This is a genomic window from Paenibacillus sp. MB22_1 (assembly GCF_047200555.1).
GTDB classification, from domain to species: Bacteria; Bacillota; Bacilli; order Paenibacillales; family Paenibacillaceae; genus Fontibacillus; species Fontibacillus phoenicis.
Map to the genome: position 1 here is coordinate 644,171 of NZ_JBLADV010000001.1, position 19,168 is coordinate 663,338.

The 19,168-nt window shown below is 51.2% G+C and carries 17 protein-coding genes; 15 read left to right on the top strand and 2 right to left on the bottom strand.

The window, feature by feature from the left end; translation table 11 throughout:
* Nucleotides 1-194: 194 nt before the first annotated feature.
* A complete protein-coding gene (locus tag ACL02P_RS02835) occupies nt 195-1,457 on the top strand; it encodes an extracellular solute-binding protein (protein WP_412836799.1) in 1,263 nt (420 codons plus the stop codon).
* A 14-nt stretch (nt 1,458-1,471) separates the two neighbouring features.
* On the opposite strand, the gene ACL02P_RS02840 is transcribed toward ACL02P_RS02835, so the two are convergent.
* Both ACL02P_RS02840 and ACL02P_RS02845 read right to left on the bottom strand, forming a co-directional pair.
* Nucleotides 1,472-2,548 (bottom strand): coiled-coil domain-containing protein, encoded by a 1,077-nt coding sequence (locus ACL02P_RS02840; protein ID WP_260070453.1) that lies wholly within the window; start codon nt 2,546-2,548, stop codon nt 1,472-1,474.
* 129 nt (nt 2,549-2,677) lie between these two features.
* A complete protein-coding gene (locus ACL02P_RS02845) occupies nt 2,678-2,914 on the bottom strand; it encodes a DUF2626 domain-containing protein (protein WP_009225581.1) in 237 nt (78 codons plus the stop codon).
* Nucleotides 2,915-3,259: 345 nt separating this feature from the next.
* Here ACL02P_RS02845 and ACL02P_RS02850 point away from each other — a divergent pair, with 345 nt between their 5' ends.
* The 14 genes from ACL02P_RS02850 to ACL02P_RS02915 all read left to right on the top strand — a co-directional run bounded on the left by ACL02P_RS02850 (nt 3,260) and on the right by ACL02P_RS02915 (nt 19,147).
* The gene (locus tag ACL02P_RS02850; RefSeq protein WP_260070452.1) at nt 3,260-3,913 is read left to right on the top strand and encodes an RsfA family transcriptional regulator; all 654 of its coding nucleotides are present in this window, start codon (nt 3,260-3,262) and stop codon (nt 3,911-3,913) included.
* 103 nt (nt 3,914-4,016) lie between these two features.
* On the top strand, nt 4,017-4,952 hold the full coding sequence (locus ACL02P_RS02855; RefSeq protein WP_412836800.1) for a ketopantoate reductase family protein: 936 nt from the start codon (nt 4,017-4,019) through the stop codon (nt 4,950-4,952).
* 82 nt (nt 4,953-5,034) lie between these two features.
* Complete coding sequence (locus tag ACL02P_RS02860) at nt 5,035-5,418, top strand: DUF3397 domain-containing protein (RefSeq protein ID WP_260070710.1); 384 nt, start codon at nt 5,035-5,037, stop codon at nt 5,416-5,418.
* A gap of 225 nt (nt 5,419-5,643) precedes the next feature.
* Nucleotides 5,644-7,359 (top strand): peptide ABC transporter substrate-binding protein, encoded by a 1,716-nt coding sequence (locus ACL02P_RS02865; RefSeq protein WP_323076989.1) that lies wholly within the window; start codon nt 5,644-5,646, stop codon nt 7,357-7,359.
* A gap of 186 nt (nt 7,360-7,545) precedes the next feature.
* Nucleotides 7,546-8,478, top strand: coding sequence for an ABC transporter permease (locus ACL02P_RS02870; protein WP_009225586.1), 933 nt, complete (start codon nt 7,546-7,548; stop codon nt 8,476-8,478).
* 5 nt (nt 8,479-8,483) lie between these two features.
* Nucleotides 8,484-9,446, top strand: a complete 963-nt coding sequence (locus ACL02P_RS02875) for an ABC transporter permease (RefSeq protein WP_009225587.1) — start codon at nt 8,484-8,486, stop codon at nt 9,444-9,446.
* Between the two features lie 11 nt (nt 9,447-9,457).
* The gene (locus tag ACL02P_RS02880) at nt 9,458-10,453 is read left to right on the top strand and encodes an ABC transporter ATP-binding protein (RefSeq protein ID WP_036645609.1); all 996 of its coding nucleotides are present in this window, start codon (nt 9,458-9,460) and stop codon (nt 10,451-10,453) included.
* A complete protein-coding gene (locus tag ACL02P_RS02885; protein WP_036645611.1) occupies nt 10,450-11,391 on the top strand; it encodes an ABC transporter ATP-binding protein in 942 nt (313 codons plus the stop codon). Before ACL02P_RS02880 ends, ACL02P_RS02885 begins: the two co-directional genes overlap by 4 nt.
* 171 nt (nt 11,392-11,562) lie before the next feature.
* Nucleotides 11,563-13,200: a bacillithiol biosynthesis cysteine-adding enzyme BshC gene (gene bshC / locus ACL02P_RS02890; RefSeq protein ID WP_009225590.1), complete on the top strand. Its 1,638-nt coding sequence runs from the start codon at nt 11,563-11,565 to the stop codon at nt 13,198-13,200.
* Between the two features lie 12 nt (nt 13,201-13,212).
* The gene (locus tag ACL02P_RS02895) at nt 13,213-14,481 is read left to right on the top strand and encodes an adenosylhomocysteinase (protein ID WP_009225591.1); all 1,269 of its coding nucleotides are present in this window, start codon (nt 13,213-13,215) and stop codon (nt 14,479-14,481) included.
* 535 nt (nt 14,482-15,016) lie between these two features.
* Nucleotides 15,017-15,454: a division/cell wall cluster transcriptional repressor MraZ gene (gene mraZ, locus ACL02P_RS02900; RefSeq protein WP_009225592.1), complete on the top strand. Its 438-nt coding sequence runs from the start codon at nt 15,017-15,019 to the stop codon at nt 15,452-15,454.
* 53 nt (nt 15,455-15,507) lie between these two features.
* Nucleotides 15,508-16,482 (top strand): 16S rRNA (cytosine(1402)-N(4))-methyltransferase RsmH, encoded by a 975-nt coding sequence (gene rsmH / locus ACL02P_RS02905; protein ID WP_260070711.1) that lies wholly within the window; start codon nt 15,508-15,510, stop codon nt 16,480-16,482.
* The gene (locus ACL02P_RS02910) at nt 16,483-16,881 is read left to right on the top strand and encodes a hypothetical protein (RefSeq protein ID WP_009225594.1); all 399 of its coding nucleotides are present in this window, start codon (nt 16,483-16,485) and stop codon (nt 16,879-16,881) included.
* Nucleotides 16,882-16,900: 19 nt separating this feature from the next.
* Nucleotides 16,901-19,147 carry a penicillin-binding transpeptidase domain-containing protein gene (locus ACL02P_RS02915; protein ID WP_009225595.1) on the top strand — a complete coding sequence of 749 codons (2,247 nt, stop codon included), beginning with the start codon at nt 16,901-16,903 and terminating at the stop codon, nt 19,145-19,147.
* Nucleotides 19,148-19,168 lie beyond the last annotated feature (21 nt).

Here is a 19,168-nt window from a genome sequence, read left to right on the forward strand (position 1 = left end):
CGATTTCACCTCAAAAAACTGCATTTTTGCAGGAATCGCATACATTACAGGAGAGTTAAAGTCCAAGCACCCCACCGCCATACACATATACATTTTTTTACGGGACAATTCATCCGGCGATTTGCTACAATACGGAGTATCAGAAGGTTATTGACGTGACGTGCGCTCCTAAATTGTGGAGAGGAAGGACAGGCGTGAAGCGAAAAAATCATTGGGTGCTTTTTGCAATCCTCCTGCTCGCTTTAATTAATCTGTCGCCTAGCGAAGAAATGACGCTAGTTCGCCAAGAAGACGGCGGGGAGGCTCAGCCGGTTACGCCGCCTGAAGCGCAAACCAAGGAGGAGACCGGCCACATTCAGGTGGCCGTGCAGATGAATGAGACTGACTTCCGTCGCCTGGAGGAGATGAACCGGCAGTTTACGGTGAGCCATCCGGTGGAGGTTGATTTGGTGAATGTGCCGTTAGAGGAGAGTTATGCTGCGTACCAGCGCCAGCTGATGAAGCTCGGGGAATCGCCGGACGTCCTGCTCTTGGACAATGTCTGGATTCGCCGTTTTGCAGCGGACGGTTATCTGCTGCCCACGGAGGGCTATTTCTCTGGTTCCTTGTCAGGCGAAGTGTTAAGCGCTTCCTTAATTCCAAACGAGTGGAACGGTTACGTCTGGGGAGTTCCGCTGGATGTGGATCCCTATGTGCTGGTTTATCATGAGGACAAACTGAAGCAGCTTGGACTGGAACGCCCGCCGGCTACAGCGGACGATTGGAGCGTCTTAGTCTCCACCTTCAAAAAACAACATTCCCAGCCCTACCTGTTAGGATTGGATTACCGTGATCCCTATGCGGCAGCGACTTTGCTGTGGCAAGTCGGCGGAGGCTGGAAGCCGGCCGGTTCCGGGCAATTCTATACAGTGGAGGGCAATATGACGTACGCCCTGCAACAGCTGGAATCGCTGCGCCCCGCGCTCTTGGATTCGGGCTTGGCCCGATCGGATTCGTGGAGCAAGCTGAGTGACGGCGAACTGGCGATGATGATCACCACGGCGACGGAAGCCGAGAAGCATCGTCATCCCCGCTCGAAAATCTGGATGCCGGAGTTCCAGCCGAATCTAGCGTCAACCTGGATCCTAGGCCGAAGTTATGCCGTTTCTTCGCAAACGGATCATCCCGATGCGGCCGGATTGTGGATTTCAGAAATGACCTCCCTTTATAATCAAGCGCGTTGGTATGAAACAACCGGGCATCTTCCTGTTCTCAAAACCGTTTATTACGAAGCCGCCCGAAATCAGCTCCCCACTTGGATCCCCGCCACGCTGGCTGCCGGATCCGGAATTGTGCTGCCGGCGAGTCCGTCGCTGCCGGAACAGCTCGAGCGCTTCGCGCCGCTCACCTCCGATTATTTAAGCGGAGCGATCACGGGCAAGCAATATCGCGGACGGTTGGCTGAGCTTAGTCGGTAAAGCATCACCAGCGCTTACAACGCCAACTTCAATTTCACCGTTAACGTCCCCTCGGAGATCACCGCCTCAGTGGCTTCCACGAAGGGGACAATTTTTTTCGGATAAAAGCCAAGGTCGAAATCCCGCTCCAGCTCGGCCCGCGTCGTATCCGGGAGGGCCAACCCATTAAACAGCAGGCGGTCCACATGGAAAACAATCGCGTTCTCCGGCTCCTGCTCCACCGTATAATGACCCTCGACTTCGAGCTCCAGGCCTTCCCGGCTGCCGCGCGCGATGATCTTGTCCGTTTTGAATTGAAAGCTCATATCCTTGAGCAACTCGCTCTTGCCATAGAGGAACGCATTCAGATCATCCTCGTGGATTTCCAAACGGTATCCCCCTTTTTCAGCGATCAAACTGCTCTCGTTCTGCTTCAAAAAGTCGGAGAATTGCGACATGGCGGAGCTGAGTGCCTGAAAATATCTGCGGAGCTCATACAGCCCAACGCTCTCCCAATAGGCGGTCAACTCTTGAATTAACGCCTTGAGCTTCTCGGGATCGGCACTGAGGCCAAGGGATTCGTCGACGCTTTGCCGAAGCGCGGCAACCCGGGTGCGCTGGAGCTGCAGCTCCTCTTTCATGCGGTCGAGTTCGGTGGACGTGGCTTCCAGCTTCTGCTTGGTCTTCGTCAGTTCAGCATATTCCGACTTGTATTGGTTTAATATGGTACGATCCCGATCCATAATGAGTTGATAATAATCCAATACGGTAAAAAAATCTTTGAGGCTGTTCACGCTTAGCAATGCGTACAGCAGATTTTCCCGTTCCCCCATATAATACGCGCGTAGTCTTAAGCCAGCTTGTTCGCGGCTGATACGGATTTGTTCGTTTTTTTCGGTTAATTGCTCTTGCAGCTCGCGAAGGTCCATTTCCGTCTCTTGCTGGCGGGATTCGATCCGCTCGATTTCCCGGTCGATTTCCTGAATGGACAAGCTTTGTTCCAGGATCTGTTGTTCTTCGGCAGTCAGCGGAGCAGCGGCGGCCGACAAACGGGCAAACTGAAGAGCCGCCAGCAACAGCAATAGACAGAGCGATATGATGCGTATCTTCAACAACGATCCTCTCCCATCTGTAGTTGTCCTATATATATGATAACAGGCCCGGAAATAGCAGAACTCACGAAAAAAGGCGTTCCAGCACATAGCCGAAACGCCTTTTTGGAACATTTATGAGATTCGGGATTAGAGGGGTAAACCCATTTTGAAGACCGTCCAGTAGCTGAAACCGGTAAATGCGACGATCATATATCCCCAGAACAGCAGGATATAGGTTCTCTCGGTAAGCTTCAGATAGCCGAAAAGGACGAAAAAGGCGGTTTGCAAGAAGAACAGCAAAGCCATTTCCGTCAGATCGCCCGCAAAGGCCATAAGCCCAATAGCCAATGTGAAGAAGCCAAGGACGCGGAACATGCGTGCCACGAGGTAATCCCCCTTTCTTATGTATCAACGAGCTTCCATTCCTTTCCCCATTATACCCGTTAGGCTGAAAAGTGTAAACGAAAAGTCATGATTTAGCCAAATTACGCAGGTGTTGTTGTGACAAACCTAACAGTAGTGTTGGCGGCGCCTGCTCTTGTTATTCATTTCGTGAAACGTCATGTATGGAGGAGCTGGATTTTGGAAATACATTTTAGTATCAAATAGATTCTATGAACTCTATGAGAGGCATAGAAATGGAGTAAGAAGCATTTTACCCTTACGCCTGCCGGAGACCGCCGGTTGGATGACGGTTAGATTAGGATGTCGTTAGGAGGTTTTTATAGCATGACAGCTGTGAGACAAGATGCATGGAGCCCAGAAGATGATTTGATTCTGGCCGAGGTTACCCTTCGGCATATACGGGAGGGCAGCACCCAATTAAACGCTTTCGAAGAGGTCGGAGAACGGATAGGCAGAACGGCGGCGGCCTGCGGTTTCCGATGGAACAGCTGCGTTCGCAAGAAGTACGAAGCGGCCATCAGCATCGCGAAAGCACAAAGACAGAAGCGTAATTATATGAAAAAGCAAAACTCGCTAACGGCCGGTTCCGGCATGGCCTCGCTTACTTCCGTCGATGTGGACGACAACGGTTATCGCGGAGATGGGGTGTCGGAGGAGACGATTTCCATCGATGCGGTGATCCGCTTTTTGCGCGGGTGGAAAAACACGATTCAGGAAACCAATCGTCAAATGAAAGCGTTGGAGAAGGAGCTTCGAGAGAAAGAAGAGGAGATTGCTAAGCTTCGCGAGGAAAACGAGAAGTTGTCGGCACAGGTCAATGAGGTACAGACCGATTACCGGGTCGTGAACGACGATTATAAGGCGTTGATTCAGATCATGGACCGGGCTAGACGGTTAGCTTTTTTAAACGAAGAAGACGAGGAAAACAAATCCAGATTCAAGATGGACGCGAACGGAAATTTAGAACGGATCGAATAACAGAAACCTATCGCAAAATCTCGCCAAAATGGCGGGATTTTTGTGTTGTTAGGGGGGAGTTTGGTATAAAGGGATTAGAAGAAAGGAAAGGTCGTGAAGCTTCATGAAGGTTGACATCATCGGCGCCGGTGCATTGGGGCTGTTGTTTGGCGGTAAGCTGGCGGCGTCCGGCGTGCCGGTGCGTTTTTGGACAAGAACCCCTGAGCAGGCCGCAAAGCTAAAGAAAGAAGGGATTCGGCTTGCCGAAGCCGACGGGACCGCAACCGTTGTGGATGGCCAGCGGCTCGAAGCTTATCCCGTGGGAGAAGGCAGTAGGGACAGAGCGAGCGATACGGCCGAATGGCTGTTGTTAACCACGAAACAACGCCATATCGATGCTAATCTGCTGACTTTTCTCAGTCGAATTGTGGGTCCGAAGACGAAGGTCGTATGCTTTCAAAATGGCATAGGGCACCTAGAGCTGATCGGCAATGCGCTGCCAGGGGTTCCGCTTTATGCGGCAATTACGACGGAAGGCGCAAAACGGCTGAACGAATCCAGCGTGAACCGTGCAGGTCAGGGGATAACGCAAATTGGCGCGAACGGCGGTATGGCCGATCTGGAGTCTCCAGCAGAAAGTTTCGTGAAAATGCTGGAGAAGGCAGGATTTACAGCCCTTTTGTCGAAAGACATCGGGAGAGAAATCTACAGGAAGCTGCTAATCAATGCGGCGATCAACCCCTTAACGGCTTTGTGGCGGCTGAATAACGGCCAACTGCTGGAGAACGACGAACGAATTCGCCTGCTCCGGCAACTTTGCGATGAAGGATTACGCGTTTATGAGGCTTACGGAATCCCTTACAATGCCGACATGTTTGATCAAATCGCTGCGGTTTGCCGGTCGACCTCAACGAATATCTCTTCCATGCTAAAGGACGTGCAGCAGGGCATGCCAACGGAGATTGATCATATTAATGGGAAATTGGTCGAGATGGCGCGCAGCAAAGGAATCGCGGTTCCCGGACACGAGATGGTTTGGCGGTTGGTCCGAGCATTATAATCTGACATGGATATAAAAATATAGTTACTTACTTTTATGAATTGATTTTTTCTATAACCAAAATTGATGCGGAGGTGAGGCTTTGGAAGCGTTGGTCTCTTCCTTGATCGTGTTGGCTATGATACCGGTCATTCCATTTGGGCTCGTTTATTTCATTCATTATTATGTCAAGCGGGATAAGAAAAGAGCGCTGAAGCTGGCCATGGACGTAACGACGCTGTTTCTGATCTTGTCGGTCTCTGCGTTGTTTAATAATGTGTTCCATTCGACCTTTGGCTTCTATCTGATCGTATTAATTCTATTGGTTGTTAGCGGATTGATTGGCGGGGCGCAGACTCGCCTGAAGGGAAGGGTCGACGCCCGCAAGCTGCTGCGTGTGGTGTGGCGTTTGGCGTTTGCGGCAACCGGATTAGCATACGTTTTATTGTTTTTAATCAGCTTTATTACATATATCACCGCCGCTTAGGTCAAACTAGGGTTGCCTTCCCAATACCGAATAAAGGGATGACATTCTTGGTTAATTGTTAAGAAAATCAAATGTCAATATTGTATATTGGACTATTTTGTTAAAGTCTAGCGCGAATTTTAGCAATTAACGCGAAAAATCTTGAATTTTATGTTGGATTTTTTTGACCGCTGGTTGTATAATCTAAAAACATATACCAAACCATTTTAAGGGGGATATTGCTAGATGAAGAAGAGTAAGAGTCTTTTGCTTCTTCTGACGCTCGTTCTTGCAGTCGGCACATTGCTAGCCGCATGCGGTTCGAACAACGGAAACAATGGCGCTGCTAATAATGGCGCAGCGAATGGAGGCAATACAGCTTCCGACAGTGGCAACAGCGGCGGAGAGAAGTTGGCCGCAGATCAAACGCTGAGAATTAACCTGAGCGCCGAGCCACCAACTTTCGACCCGGCTCAAGCTCAAGACAGCCAAGCTAACACCGTTCTGAAGTTGATGTACGAAGGTCTTACACGCCAGGACGAATCTGGTCAAGTTATCCCCGCTGCAGCTGAAAGCTGGGACATCGACGGGACGAAATATACGTTCCACCTGCGTAAAGACGCTAAATGGAGCAATGGCGACCCTGTTACGGCGAACGATTTCGTATTCGCTTGGGAACGTGTCCTGAGCCCGAACACAGATCCGGCTGCACCTTATGCTTATCAATTGTACTACCTGAAAAATGCTCAAGAATATAACGAAGGAACCATCACGGATTTCAGCCAAGTCGGCGTAAAAGCAGTTGACGACTATACGCTGGAAGTGGAACTGGTTGCTCCAACTCCTTACTTCCTTGGTCTGACTTCCTTCTATACGTTCTATCCGGTTCACCAATCCGTTAAGGATGATCCGAAATGGGCGGTTGACCAAAGCAAAATGATCGTTAACGGCGCGTTCACGCTGACCAACTGGGTGAAAGGCCAATCGATCGAAGTAACGAAGAACGAAAACTATTGGGATAAAGCTAACATCAAGCTGAACAAAATCACCATGTCTCTGGTTAACAGCGGCGCAACTGAGTTGGCTTCTTACCAAAACAACGAATTGGATCGCGCAGGTGCGCCTAACGGCGAAATCCCAACCGACCAAATTCCGATCCTGAAAGATCAATTGAAAGACGAATTGGAGATCAAAGGGATTGCAAGTACGTACTACTATGAATTTAACGTAACGGCTAAACCGTTTGATAACGTGAATATCCGCAAAGCGTTTGCGATGGCTATCGATCGTCAAGCGATCGTTGACAACGTAACGCTGGGTGGTCAAGTTCCGGCATTCGGCTTCGTACCTCCGGGTATCAAAGGTCTGAATGACGAATATCGTAATGAACACAAAGACGACTACTTCACAGAAAACGTGGAAGAAGCGAAGAAGCTTCTGGAACAAGGTATGAAAGAAGAAGGCTATACGAAATTGCCTGAGATCACATTGACTTACAACTCCAGTGAAGGGCACAAGAAAATCGCTTTGGCAGTTGCGGATATGTGGAAGAAAAACCTGGGCGTTGACGTGAAAACGGAAAACCAAGAATGGGCCGTATTCATCGAAAACCGTCAAAACCTGAACTACCAAGTAGCTCGTGCTGGTTGGAGTGCAGACTACAACGATCCGATGACATTCATGGATATGTGGGTAACAGGTGGCGGTAACAACGACACCGGCTTCTCGAACGAAGAATACGACAAGCTGATCAAAGAAGCGAAAAATAGCGAAGATATGGCACTTCGTGACGCGAACTTCGCAAAAGCCGAAGAAATCCTGATCAAGGACAACCAAGTCTTGATGCCGATCTACTACTACACGAACGTTTCGGCTACGAAACCGTGGTTGAAAGGTGTAGTTCTCGACTACAGCGGTGCGATCGATTACAGCCGCGCTTATATTACGGATGATCGTAAATAAGTCATTGTTAATCGCATAGAAATCTCGGGATATATATGTGGGTATTCCATATATATCCCGTTTTTTTTGTGTGCCCTCTTCTTCCAAGCATTGCGTCCTTATACAAATATATGGAATAGACAAAGTGTTTCTTTTCACCTAAAATCGATATGTGTCGAAATTTAAAAGAAGGAGGTGTGAACGGGCATGGTGCGCTATATTGCCAGTAAGTTTTTTTATATGTTAATTTCACTGTTTATTTTGATCTCAGCTACCTTTTTCCTGATGAAGGCGATTCCGGGGAATCCGCTTACTTCCGAGAAACAGGTGCCTCCGGCAATTAAGGAGCGTCTTATAGAACAGTTAGGACTCGATAAGCCCGTTTACCAGCAATATCTGAAATATTTGGGTGAAATTGCTCAGGGCGATTTGGGAATTTCCATGAAGCAGATCAACCAGGATGTATCTCACATCATTAGTCAAACGTTTTCGGCGTCTTTGAAGCTGGGGATTGTTGCGATTATCGTCGCGTTAGTCCTTGGGGTACTGCTTGGTATGTTGGCAGCGCTGTATCATCGCAAATTGATCGACAATGTGGCGATGGTGTTAGCGGTGCTGGGCATCGCGGTACCTAGCTTCGTCGTGGCTTCTTTGCTGCAGTACGTATTTGCTTCGAAGCTGCACTGGCTGCCGACGATGGGCTTTAAAGGTCCGATGTATTATGTGTTGCCGGTAGCGGCCCTCACGGCGCAGCCGATCGCGTTTATCGCCCGTTTGACCCGTTCAAGCATGCTGGAAGTATTGCATGCAGATTACATCAAAACGGCTAAGGCGAAAGGCCTGGGCTGGATGGCAATTCTGTTCCGTCACGTGATCCGTAACGGGATTATGCCGGTAATCACCTATATGGGACCGATGACGGCAAACATCGTAACCGGTTCTGTGGTTATCGAGCAGCTCTTCGGGATTGGCGGTATCGGAAAACAGTTCGTGCAAGCGATCAGCGTCCGCGATTATCCGCTGATTATGGGGATTACGATTTTTTACGGCGTATTGCTGATGTTGGCCCGGTTTATCACGGACATCCTCTACGTGCTAGTGGATCCGAGAATTAAGCTTTCGAAAGGGAAGGAGGGATAATGCGCATGGATACGAATCCAATCAAAGTGATGCCGACTCCGGTCGACCTGACGGCGGACGATTTCCGCAAAATCGGCGCGGACGAGAAAGAAGCCGAAGTCATTCAACGCGAAAGTATCTCAGCTTGGCGAGATGCATGGCAAAGATTGCGCAGCAATAAGCTGGCGATGACGGCTTTGATCTTCTTGGCGCTGGTAACGTTGGCTGCGATTATCGCTCCGGTTATCGTCGGTAAAATCTACGGCTACAACTATTATTCAAACGACCTTTTAAATACGAACAAAGCGCCATCGGCCACGCACTGGTTTGGTACGGACGACCTTGGCCGCGATATGTTTATCCGAACTTGGATGGGGGCGCGCATTTCCCTGATCGTTGGTCTGGCGGCAGCGTGTATCGACCTTTTGATTGGCGTCATTTACGGCGGAATCATGGGTTACTTTGGCGGCCGCGTCGATGAAATTATGAGTAAGTTTTCAGAGATTTTGTACTCCATCCCTTATCTGCTCGTTACGATTCTGTTGCTGGTCGTGATGGAGCCGAGCTTGGGAACGATTATCCTTGCTTTAACAATTACCGGCTGGATTAACATGTCGTGGATTGTCCGCGGTGAAATTATGCAGTTGAAGAACCGCGAATACGTGTTGGCTTCCCGTTCGATGGGCGCAGGCCACGGACGCTTGTTGTTCCGCCACCTGTTGCCAAATGCGGTTGGACCTATCATCGTTACGGTGACATTGTCTGTACCTAACGCGATTTTCGCCGAAGCGTTCCTTAGCTTCCTTGGCTTGGGCGTTCAAGCTCCGGTTGCTTCGCTCGGTTCGATGATCAATGATGCCTTGACCGGCTGGTTGTATTACCCGTGGCGGATGCTGTTCCCAGCCATTTTGATCAGTATCATCATGCTGGCGTTTAATATTTTTGGTGACGGTCTTCGCGATGCGCTTGACCCTAAACTGAAGAAGTAGGAGGTGGAATGATGGAGCCGATTTTACAAGTTAAAGATTTGCATGTTTCCTTCCAAGTCAAAGGTGGAGAAGTGAAGGCCGTCCGCGGCATGAACTTTGAAGTGGGGAAAGGTGAAACGGTTGCGATCGTCGGCGAATCCGGCAGCGGCAAGAGCGTCACGGCCCAAACGATTATGCGCCTGATTCCGTCTCCTCCTTCCATCATTAAGCAAGGTGAAATTATTTTCCAAGGGCAAGACCTTTTGAAGAAAAGCGACAAGCAAATGGAATCGATCCGCGGGAAAGATATTGGCATGATATTTCAGGACCCGATGACCTCCTTGAATCCTACGATCAAAGTAGGCCGACAAATCACTGAAGTATTAATCAAACATCAGAAAATGTCAGCGGGCGAAGCGAAGAAACAGGCTATCGAGATGCTTAAGCTTGTAGGCATCAAAAATGCAGAAGCCCGCTTTAACCAATATCCACACGAATTCTCCGGGGGGATGCGGCAACGCGCCATGATCGCCATCGCACTTGCCTGCCGGCCTGCGCTGTTGATCGCTGACGAACCAACAACGGCGCTCGACGTGACGATTCAGGCTCAAATCATGGACGTCATGAAAGAGATGCAATCCCGGCTGGGCACCTCCATCATTTTGATCACCCATGACCTTGGCGTCGTAGCTGGCATGTGTGATCGCGTCATCGTCATGTATGCTGGTGAAGTGGTGGAGACCGGAACGAAGTGGGAGATCTTCAAAAACCCGCAGCATCCATACACCAAAGGTTTGCTGCGTTCGATGCCGCGTTTGGATCAGAAGAAAGGCGAACCGCTGATTCCGATTATCGGTACACCGCCGGATTTGATCAAGCCGCCGATTGGTTGCCCATTCGCCGCTCGTTGCGACCAAGCGATGAAGATTTGCGAACGCATCGACCCAGGCGCGACTGTATTTAGCGAAACGCATACAGCCCGCTGCTGGGATCTTCATCCGATGGCCAAGGAGGTACAGTCGTCATGAGCAAAGGCAAAACTCTAATTGAAGTTGAAGGCTTGAAAAAATACTTTAACGTTGGCGGCGGTAACGTACTGAAGGCGGTCAACGACATCAGCTTCTCGATTGCCGAAGGCGAAACGCTTGGCCTCGTTGGCGAATCGGGCTGCGGTAAATCGACCGCGGGCCGTACGATTCTTCGTTTGTACGAGCCGACGGCTGGCAGCGTTCGCTTCAACGGCGTGGACATCAGCAAATTGCCGCCGAAGAAAATGAAAGCGATGCGCCGCGACATGCAGATGATCTTCCAGGATCCGTATGCATCGCTGAATCCGCGGTTTACCGTTACGGATATCATCGGGGAAGCGCTGGATATTCACGGTTTAGCCGGATCTAAAGCAGAACGCAAGAAACGGGTTGAAGAATTGCTGGATATGGTTGGTTTGAACCCGGACCATGCAACCCGTTATCCGCACGAATTCTCCGGCGGTCAGCGCCAACGGATCGGGATTGCCCGTGCGCTGGCGGTGAATCCGAAGTTCATCATCTGTGACGAACCGATTTCGGCGCTGGACGTATCCATTCAGGCACAGGTTGTCAACCTGCTTGAGGATCTTCAGGACCGTCTCGGATTAACGTATCTGTTTATCGCGCACGACTTGTCCATGGTGAAGCATATCAGTGACCGTGTGGCCGTGATGTATCTGGGCCGGATCGTGGAGCTGGCAGACAGCGAAGAGTTGTATGCCAACCCGATGCACCCTTATACGAAAACGCTCCTGTCCGCGATTCCGATCCCGGATCCGGAAATTGAAGCTAACAAGAAACGGATTGTTCTGGAGGATACCACCAGCGGTCCAATCGGCAAAGAAGGGGTTGCCAGCGGAGGTTTGTACGACTTGGAGAACTCCGAGCTGGTTGAAGTGTCTAAAGGACATTTCGTCTCCATGCCGAAAAAAGGTTGATCGATTCTGCGAACTCCCGCAGCCGTTCATGACGGTTGCGGGAGTTTTTTTTTGCGCCTGATCATTACGGAAAGTTAGAGGTTTAGCAAAAGTAAGGATTTCTTTGACGGAGCGGTAGGACATCCGTTACAATCAAGGAAGGTTTTGATGCAGACAGGAGGACGCAAACTGATGAATGTCGTTCAAGAGCAACTTTCATTTGTGGGGCCGCTGGCTGAAGTATACGTCAATCAGTTTGCTACGGTTCAGCAATTGTATGAGAGCGACCCGGCGGAGGCCAACAGCTGGGCTGAACGAGTCGCATGGCTTGATCAATCAGAGCATACGCGCATAAGTCGGAAGGCAGTCGCTGCCCGACTTCGTGAATATAACAGACAATATAACCCGTCCCCGGCCGTTGAACAGGCGATCGATCAACTCGAGCAGCCGGGGACGGCGGTGATTGTCGGCGGGCAGCAAAGCGGGTTATTCACCGGGCCGCTGCTCGTGATCTATAAAGCCGTGACCATCCTCAAAGCGGCGAAGGCCGCTTCGGCCCGGTTAAATCGTCCGGTGGTGCCGGTGTTCTGGATTGCCGGCGAGGATCACGACTGGGATGAGGTCAATCACACCTATGTGTTGGCGCCGGATTTACAGGTGCGTCGGATTCGCATGCACCGCGGCAGCATGGACCGGCTGCCGGTCAGCTTCACGAAGGTGACGTCCGAGGCGTGGGACAAGGCCATTTCAGAGCTGGAGCAGCTGTTGCCCGACAGCGAGCATAAGGCGGCGCTCCTGGACTTGGCACGAAGCTCGTCAGCGGATGCGGATAACTTGACGGCCGCTTTTGCCAAGCTGATGGGAGCTTTATTTGGAAAATACGGACTGGTGCTGCTGGACTCGTCAGATCCTGAGTTGCGCCGGCTGGAAGTACCGGTGTTTGAGCAAATGATTCGCCGCAATGATGAGCTGGAATCGGCTTACCACGAAACGGTACGGGATTTGGCGGGCTTGGGATTTGAACCTTCGGCTGAAGTGGCCGAAAATGGAGCGAATTTGTTCTATATTAATGAACATGAACGGCTGCTGTTGTTTAAACAGGAAGGGCGCTTCGAAGACCGCAAGGGCAAAGTCTCCTTTACGGCTGACGAGCTGCTCGCCGAGCTGCGGGAGCATCCGGAGCGGTTCAGCAATAATGTGTTAACTCGCCCCTTGATGCAGGACAGTTTGCTTCCCGTCCTTGGCTCGGTTCTCGGCCCCGGCGAAATTGCTTACTGGGGGCTGACGCGCAAGGCGTTTCATAAGCTTGGGCTGAAAATGCCACTGCTGCTGGCACGGGAAGCTTTTACGGTGGTAGATCGAACCGTGCAAAAGTATATGCAGAAATATCAGCTCAGCTGGGATGATGTGAAGGATGCCGAAGGCTTCCGCCGCAGACGTGGAGCTTGGCTTGCGGCGCAGGAGCGGATGCCGGTCGACAAGCGGTTTGATGAGGTCATCGCTGCGTTTGGAGAGCTATACAATCCGCTCATTGAGGAGCTGGCAGGAGTTCAAAGCGATTTGTCCAGACTCGGGGCGGTGAACCGAGACAAGATCATCGGCCAAATCGAGTATTTGCGCGGCAAGGCGAAGGATGCGTTGGAGAAAATTCATGAGACCGGCTTACGCCATTTCGACCGGATTCAACTCTCGCTATTCCCTCTAAGCAAGCCGCAGGAGAGAGTCTACAATCTCTTTGATGCATTAAATCGATATGGGACGGATTGGATCGAAGGCCTGATGAATATCCCTTATGAGTTAACTGGCAAACATCGAATCATCTATTTATAGGAGGAGACATTTATGAGTTCGTTAGCGATTCAGAACAGCATCATTACCGACTTGAAGCTTGCGCCGGAGGGGCATTTGAAGATCGATTGGGTGGAAGCCCACATGCCGGTGCTGAACCGGATTCGGAAGCAATTTGAGGCGGAGCAGCCTTTTAAAGGACTGAAAGTGACCATCTCGCTTCATTTGGAAGCCAAAACGGCCTACTTGGCTAAAGTTATCCAAGCCGGTGGGGCGGAAGTGACGATTACCGGCAGCAATCCGCTGTCGACGCAGGACGATGTTTGTGCTGCACTCGTTGAAGATGGCATCACCGTTTATGCCAAATATAATCCTGAACCGGAAGAATATAAGGCGTTGTTAATTAAAGCGCTGGAGACGAAGCCGGATCTTATCATCGACGATGGCGGTGATTTGGTTACGATCTTGCACTCGGAACGTCAGGATTTGCTGGAGAATGTGCGGGGCGGCGCTGAAGAGACGACCACCGGGATTTTGCGCCTGAAAGCGATGGACAAGGAAGGCCAGCTGAAATTCCCAATGGTTGCAGTAAATGATGCTTATTGCAAATACTTGTTCGACAACCGCTACGGCACCGGCCAATCGGTGTGGGACGGAATTAACCGGACGACGAATCTGGTCGTTGCTGGGAAAACCGTCGTGGTTGTCGGCTACGGCTGGTGCGGCAAAGGCGTGGCGATGCGGGCCAAAGGCCTTGGCGCTAACGTCGTTGTTACCGAAGTTGACGCGATCAAAGCGGTGGAAGCCGTGATGGACGGCTTCCAAGTGATGCCGATGCTGGAAGCGGCGAAGATCGGCGATTTCTTCGTCACTGTGACCGGCAACCGCGACGTGATTCGCGGCGAGCATTATGATGTGATGAAGGACGGCGCGATTCTGTCCAATGCCGGCCACTTCGACGTGGAAGTCAACAAGCCTGAGCTTGCGGAGCGTTCGGTTTCGGTTCGCACCGTGCGCAAGAACATTGAGGAATATCAGTTGAAGGACGGACGCAAAATGTACCTGCTCGCCGAAGGCCGTCTGGTGAACTTGGCCGCCGGCGACGGACATCCGGCCGAAATCATGGACATGACGTTTGCGCTGCAGGCGTTGTCCTTGAAATACGTGAATGACCGTTATCAGGAAATCGGGAAAACGGTTGTTAACGTCCCTTATGAGCTGGACGAGCAAGTGGCCCGCTTCAAACTGGAAAGCCTCGGCGTGAACATCGATACGCTGTCCGCTGAGCAACGCGCTTACCTGGATAGCTGGCAGGAGCATTAATTCGTCGCAGCGGTGATTACAGCTCGATCGCCGGTGGACAGGCGTTACGGTGAAACGCTACGGCCGCTGTAAATTGATGCGTGTTCGCCGGGAGACGATAATTAACGGTAAATCGTACCGCTAATTGTTACTTATCCGCCGCTAGACGATGATTAACGGTAAATCCTACCGCTAATTTTGCCGGATTGGGCGAAGTCGGGTGATTTCACCGAAAATAACGGTACAAAATCCTGTTAATTCGCTGAAACTGCGGATTGTTCAATAAAATAAAGGTACTTTTTACTGTTAACACACCAATAAAGGACTATCTGAGGCAGATCAAATCTGCCGGGATAGTCCTTTTTGCTGCTTATTTAGCGCCGAACGAAGCGTCAACCGCGGTTGCAGCCCTAAAGTAATACCTCCTTCCCACCAACCGCCTGTCAAAAAAATTTTGAACCAGAGAAGGATTTTCTCGTTCAGTGTGGAATAGTTACATATCACAGTGGTGTAAAGTGGTGCAAAGTGGGGGAAAGAGGTAAGGAGTGAGTCACCAATGTTTATGGGGGAGTTCCAACATAGCATTGACGATAAAGGCCGGATTATTATTCCGGCTAAGTTTCGTGAACTCCTCGGCAGCTCTTTCGTGGTTACCCGCGGCTTGGACCAGTGTCTTTTCGTTTATCCGATGCAGGAATGGGAAGTGCTGGAACAGAAGCTGAAGGCTTTGCCACTGATGAAATCCGACGCCCGTGCGTTTACCCGCTTCTTTTTCTCGGGTGCAACCGAATGTGAATGGGATAAACAGGGAAGGGTAAACTTGCCAAGTAATTTACGGCAGTATGCCAAGCTGGAGAAGGATTGCGTTGTTTTAGGCGTGTCGAATCGCGTGGAAATTTGGAGCAAAGACACGTGGGAGCAATACTTCCAGCAGTCGGAAGATACGTTTAACGAAATTGCTGAGAAGCTGGTGGATTTCAACTTCGATCTTTAGAAGGAGTTATTCTTTAAGCTAGTCAAATGAATTCAGGTTTGGGGGCGTAAGTCTTGTTTCATCACATCACGGTACTCAAAGAAGAAGCGACAGAAGGTCTGCGCATCAAGCCGGACGGCATTTATGTGGATTGTACGCTGGGAGGCGGCGGCCACAGCTCCGTCATCTTATCCAAGCTAGGTCCAGGGGGAAGGCTGATCGCTTTCGACCAGGACGACTGGGCGCTGGACAATGCCAAGGAGCGGCTCGCAGCCTATGCGGACAAGTTAACTTTGGTAAAAAGCAATTTCCGCTACATCGAGCAAAAACTGCGGGAGATCGAAGGGGTGCCGCAGCTAAACGGGGTTCCCCAGGTGGACGGCGTATTGTTCGACCTCGGTGTTTCCTCCCCTCAGTTTGACGAAGGGGAGCGGGGGTTTAGCTATAACGCGGACGCGCCGCTCGATATGCGGATGGATCAATCGGCCGCATTGACGGCTCGGGAGATCGTAAATACGTGGCCGGAACGCGAAATTGCTCGTATTTTGTTCCAATACGGCGAGGAGAAATTTTCCAGGCGGATCGCCAAGGTCATTGCAGACCGGCGAGCACAGGAGCCGATCGAAACGACGGGGCAGCTCGTCGAGCTGATCAAGGAGGGCATCCCGGCGGCTGCAAGGCGTACGGGGGGCCACCCAGCCAAGCGCAGCTTTCAGGCATTGCGCATCGCGGTTAACGATGAGCTGGGCGCATTCGAAGAAGGGCTGCATGCGGCCATCCGTTGTTTGGCGCCGGAAGGACGGGTTTCGGTCATCACCTTCCACTCGTTGGAGGACCGAATCTGTAAGCAAATCTTTGCCAGCTATGTGGAGAAATGTACTTGCCCGCCCGATTTTCCGATGTGCGTGTGCGGCGGCAAAGGATCACTTAAATTAATCAACCGGAAACCAATCGTTCCGTCGGAGCAGGAGTTGGCTGACAATCCGAGGGCCCGTTCCGCGAAATTACGCGTGGCGGAGAAATTGCAAACCGGTGTGGAGGTATCGTAAATGGCTTATACGCGTGGGAATCTGGCAGTCAAGGAGAAGCAAGCGGAACGCAGCTATCAACCGCAGCGTTATCGGGAAACGACGAAGGTGGTAACCCGCCGTTCGCCGTTGCCGGTTCGTGAGAAGTTGCTGTATATGATGACGGTTATTTTTTGCGTAGCCGTGATGGGCGGGTTGTTATGGCAAAATGTGTCACTTTACAACATTAAGCGTCAAATGTTTAATTTGAATACGGACATTCAAGCGATCAACGCGGAAGTGAAGGAACTAAGCATTCAAAAGGAAAAGCTGGAGGAGCAAATTCCGGAGAAGGCGAAGGAGCTCGGTTATGTTCAGCCGGAGGTAGAAGGCTTTCATGTGAATGTACCGGCAGATGGCGTTGAAACGGCCAAGAAATAATGTCTAAAGAGGTTTTGCCATGATCAAGCGAATAAAGCTTCGAACACTGCTGATAGGGGGATGTATTACCCTCTTTTTTGCTGTATTGATCGGTAGAGCGTTTTGGCTGCAGGTCGTGCAAGCGGACTTTTGGCAGGCGCATGCGGAGGAGCTGTGGTCGACCAAAAAGTTGCTGCCCGCAACGAGGGGGACGATCACGGACCGGAACGGCGACGTCCTGGCGGTGGATGCTCCGGCTTACACGGTGGCCGTCAATCCCGAACTGATTAACAAGTACGGCCTTCAGGACGAGGTAGTTGAAGGGCTTGGCAAGGTCCTCGGTAAAGATGAAAGTGAACTCCGGAAAATCGTCAGTGCCAAAAAAGAGTCCGGCGAGTACTATACGCAACGCGAGGTTCGGAACGAGGGCTGGAAGATTGATCAAGACCTGAAGAATCAGGTGCAGGCATTGATCGACGAGCTGAAGGAAAAGCATAGCAAACTGCAGGACGTCGGCATTTACTTGATCAAGGATCAGAAGCGGTATTATCCGAATCAAAGCTTGGCTTCCCACGTCTTGGGATACATCGACCGCGAAGGCAAAGCCGTATCCGGTATTGAAGCCTACTTCGATGAGCAGCTCAAGGGCGTTGACGGTTCGCTCGAGTACAAGCGGGACGGCCGGGGAATTGAGATTCCGAAAGCCAGCGAAATTTATAACCCGCCGAAGAACGGAGACAACCTGAAGCTGACGATTGACTACACGATCCAGTACTACATCGAGCAGGCGATGAAGGAAGCGTACGATCAGCTGCAGCCGATCAGTATGACGGTGATTGCGGCCGATCCGAAGACGATGGAAATCCTTGGCATGGCGAATATGCCGACCTATAACCCCAATGAATATTGGGCGGATGTCGATCAGAAAAATTTCTATAACCACGCGATCAAATCCGTTTACGAGCCAGGTTCCACATTTAAAATCGTGACCTTGGCCGGGGCGGTACAGGAAGGCTTATTTAATCCAAATGCTACATACAAATCCGGCAGCATCCGGGTGCCGGGGCAAACGATTCACGACTTGAAGCGTTCCGGCTGGGGCGAGATCACGTATCTGGAAGGCGTGAAACGCTCCAGTAACGTCGCTTTCGTCAAGCTGGGTTACGAGATGCTGGGTCCGGAACGTCTGAAGACGTACGTCGATCAATTCGGATTCGGGAAAAAAACGGGCATCGAGCTGCCGGGGGAATCCAAAGGGATCGTGGATCCGGTGCAGCAGGCTGACTTTGCGGCGATGTCATACGGCCACGGGAAGCTGCTTGTGACGCCGTTGCAGCAAATTGTGGCGGTATCGGCCATCGCGAATGGCGGCAAGCTGATGGAGCCGCATATCGTCAAGTCCATCACCGATCCGCAAACCGGGGAGACGGTGGAAACCAAACCTAAAGTGCTTCAGCAGGTGATCTCTCCCGACAAAGCGAAAGAAGTTGGAACTTATTTGGAGCAGGTGGTCTCGGACCAAAAGATCGGGACGGGACGTCACGCCTACATCGAAGGGTATCGGGTTGCCGGTAAGACGGGGACTGCAGTAAAGGTAGTTAACGGCCAATATGATTACACGAAACAGGTCGTTTCATTTATCGGCTATGCGCCGGTGGATGATCCGAAGATCGCGGTTATCGTCTTGATCGACGAACCCAAGGACTCGGAACTGGGCGGGGGGGCCGCCGCCGCTCCGGTGTTTAAGCAGATCGTAAATCAAACGCTGCAGTATATGGGAGTTCCGAAAAAAATCGAAGGCAGCGCGTCCGGTAACTCCTCGAAGACAGCGGCTTCGGGACCAAAAGTTCCGGATGTCGGCGGGTTGCCAGTTCAACAAGCCAAGGACAAACTGTCGGCAAGTCGCATTTCCTACGCAACATATGGGAAAGGGGATACGATTATCTCCCAATTCCCGAAGGCGGGAACGACGCTCAAATCCGGGCAATTCGTTTACTTGCTTACGGAGAAGGGATCGGACATCAATGTGCCAAACCTGCAAGGCGAATCGCTGCGCGATGCCTTGGAGTTACTATCGGTCCTTCAAATCCCGGTTACGGCGAATGGGGAAGGCTACGTCGTCTCACAGGAGGTTGTCAACGAGAACGGCGGCAGACGTGTAATCCTTACCCTGGAACCGCCGGATAAGGAGGAAACTTCGTCCAACGATGAGCAGGTGGAGGATGCCTCAACCAGCGGCGATCAAGGGAACGATGCCGGAGAGAAGGAGACCTCGGACTCGCCATAGCTTGTTCTAACCCCTGGTTGT

Coding starts and splice junctions, on each gene's coding strand:
- ACL02P_RS02850 (WP_260070452.1), top strand. CDS start 3,260: ATGACAGCTGTGAGACAAGATGCATGGAGCCCAGAAGATGATTTGATT.
- ACL02P_RS02855 (WP_412836800.1), top strand. CDS start 4,017: ATGAAGGTTGACATCATCGGCGCCGGTGCATTGGGGCTGTTGTTTGGC.
- ACL02P_RS02865 (WP_323076989.1), top strand. CDS start 5,644: ATGAAGAAGAGTAAGAGTCTTTTGCTTCTTCTGACGCTCGTTCTTGCA.
- ACL02P_RS02870 (WP_009225586.1), top strand. CDS start 7,546: ATGGTGCGCTATATTGCCAGTAAGTTTTTTTATATGTTAATTTCACTG.
- ACL02P_RS02875 (WP_009225587.1), top strand. CDS start 8,484: ATGGATACGAATCCAATCAAAGTGATGCCGACTCCGGTCGACCTGACG.
- ACL02P_RS02880 (WP_036645609.1), top strand. CDS start 9,458: ATGGAGCCGATTTTACAAGTTAAAGATTTGCATGTTTCCTTCCAAGTC.
- ACL02P_RS02885 (WP_036645611.1), top strand. CDS start 10,450: ATGAGCAAAGGCAAAACTCTAATTGAAGTTGAAGGCTTGAAAAAATAC.
- bshC (WP_009225590.1), top strand. CDS start 11,563: ATGAATGTCGTTCAAGAGCAACTTTCATTTGTGGGGCCGCTGGCTGAA.
- ACL02P_RS02895 (WP_009225591.1), top strand. CDS start 13,213: ATGAGTTCGTTAGCGATTCAGAACAGCATCATTACCGACTTGAAGCTT.
- mraZ (WP_009225592.1), top strand. CDS start 15,017: ATGTTTATGGGGGAGTTCCAACATAGCATTGACGATAAAGGCCGGATT.
- ACL02P_RS02910 (WP_009225594.1), top strand. CDS start 16,483: ATGGCTTATACGCGTGGGAATCTGGCAGTCAAGGAGAAGCAAGCGGAA.
- ACL02P_RS02915 (WP_009225595.1), top strand. CDS start 16,901: ATGATCAAGCGAATAAAGCTTCGAACACTGCTGATAGGGGGATGTATT.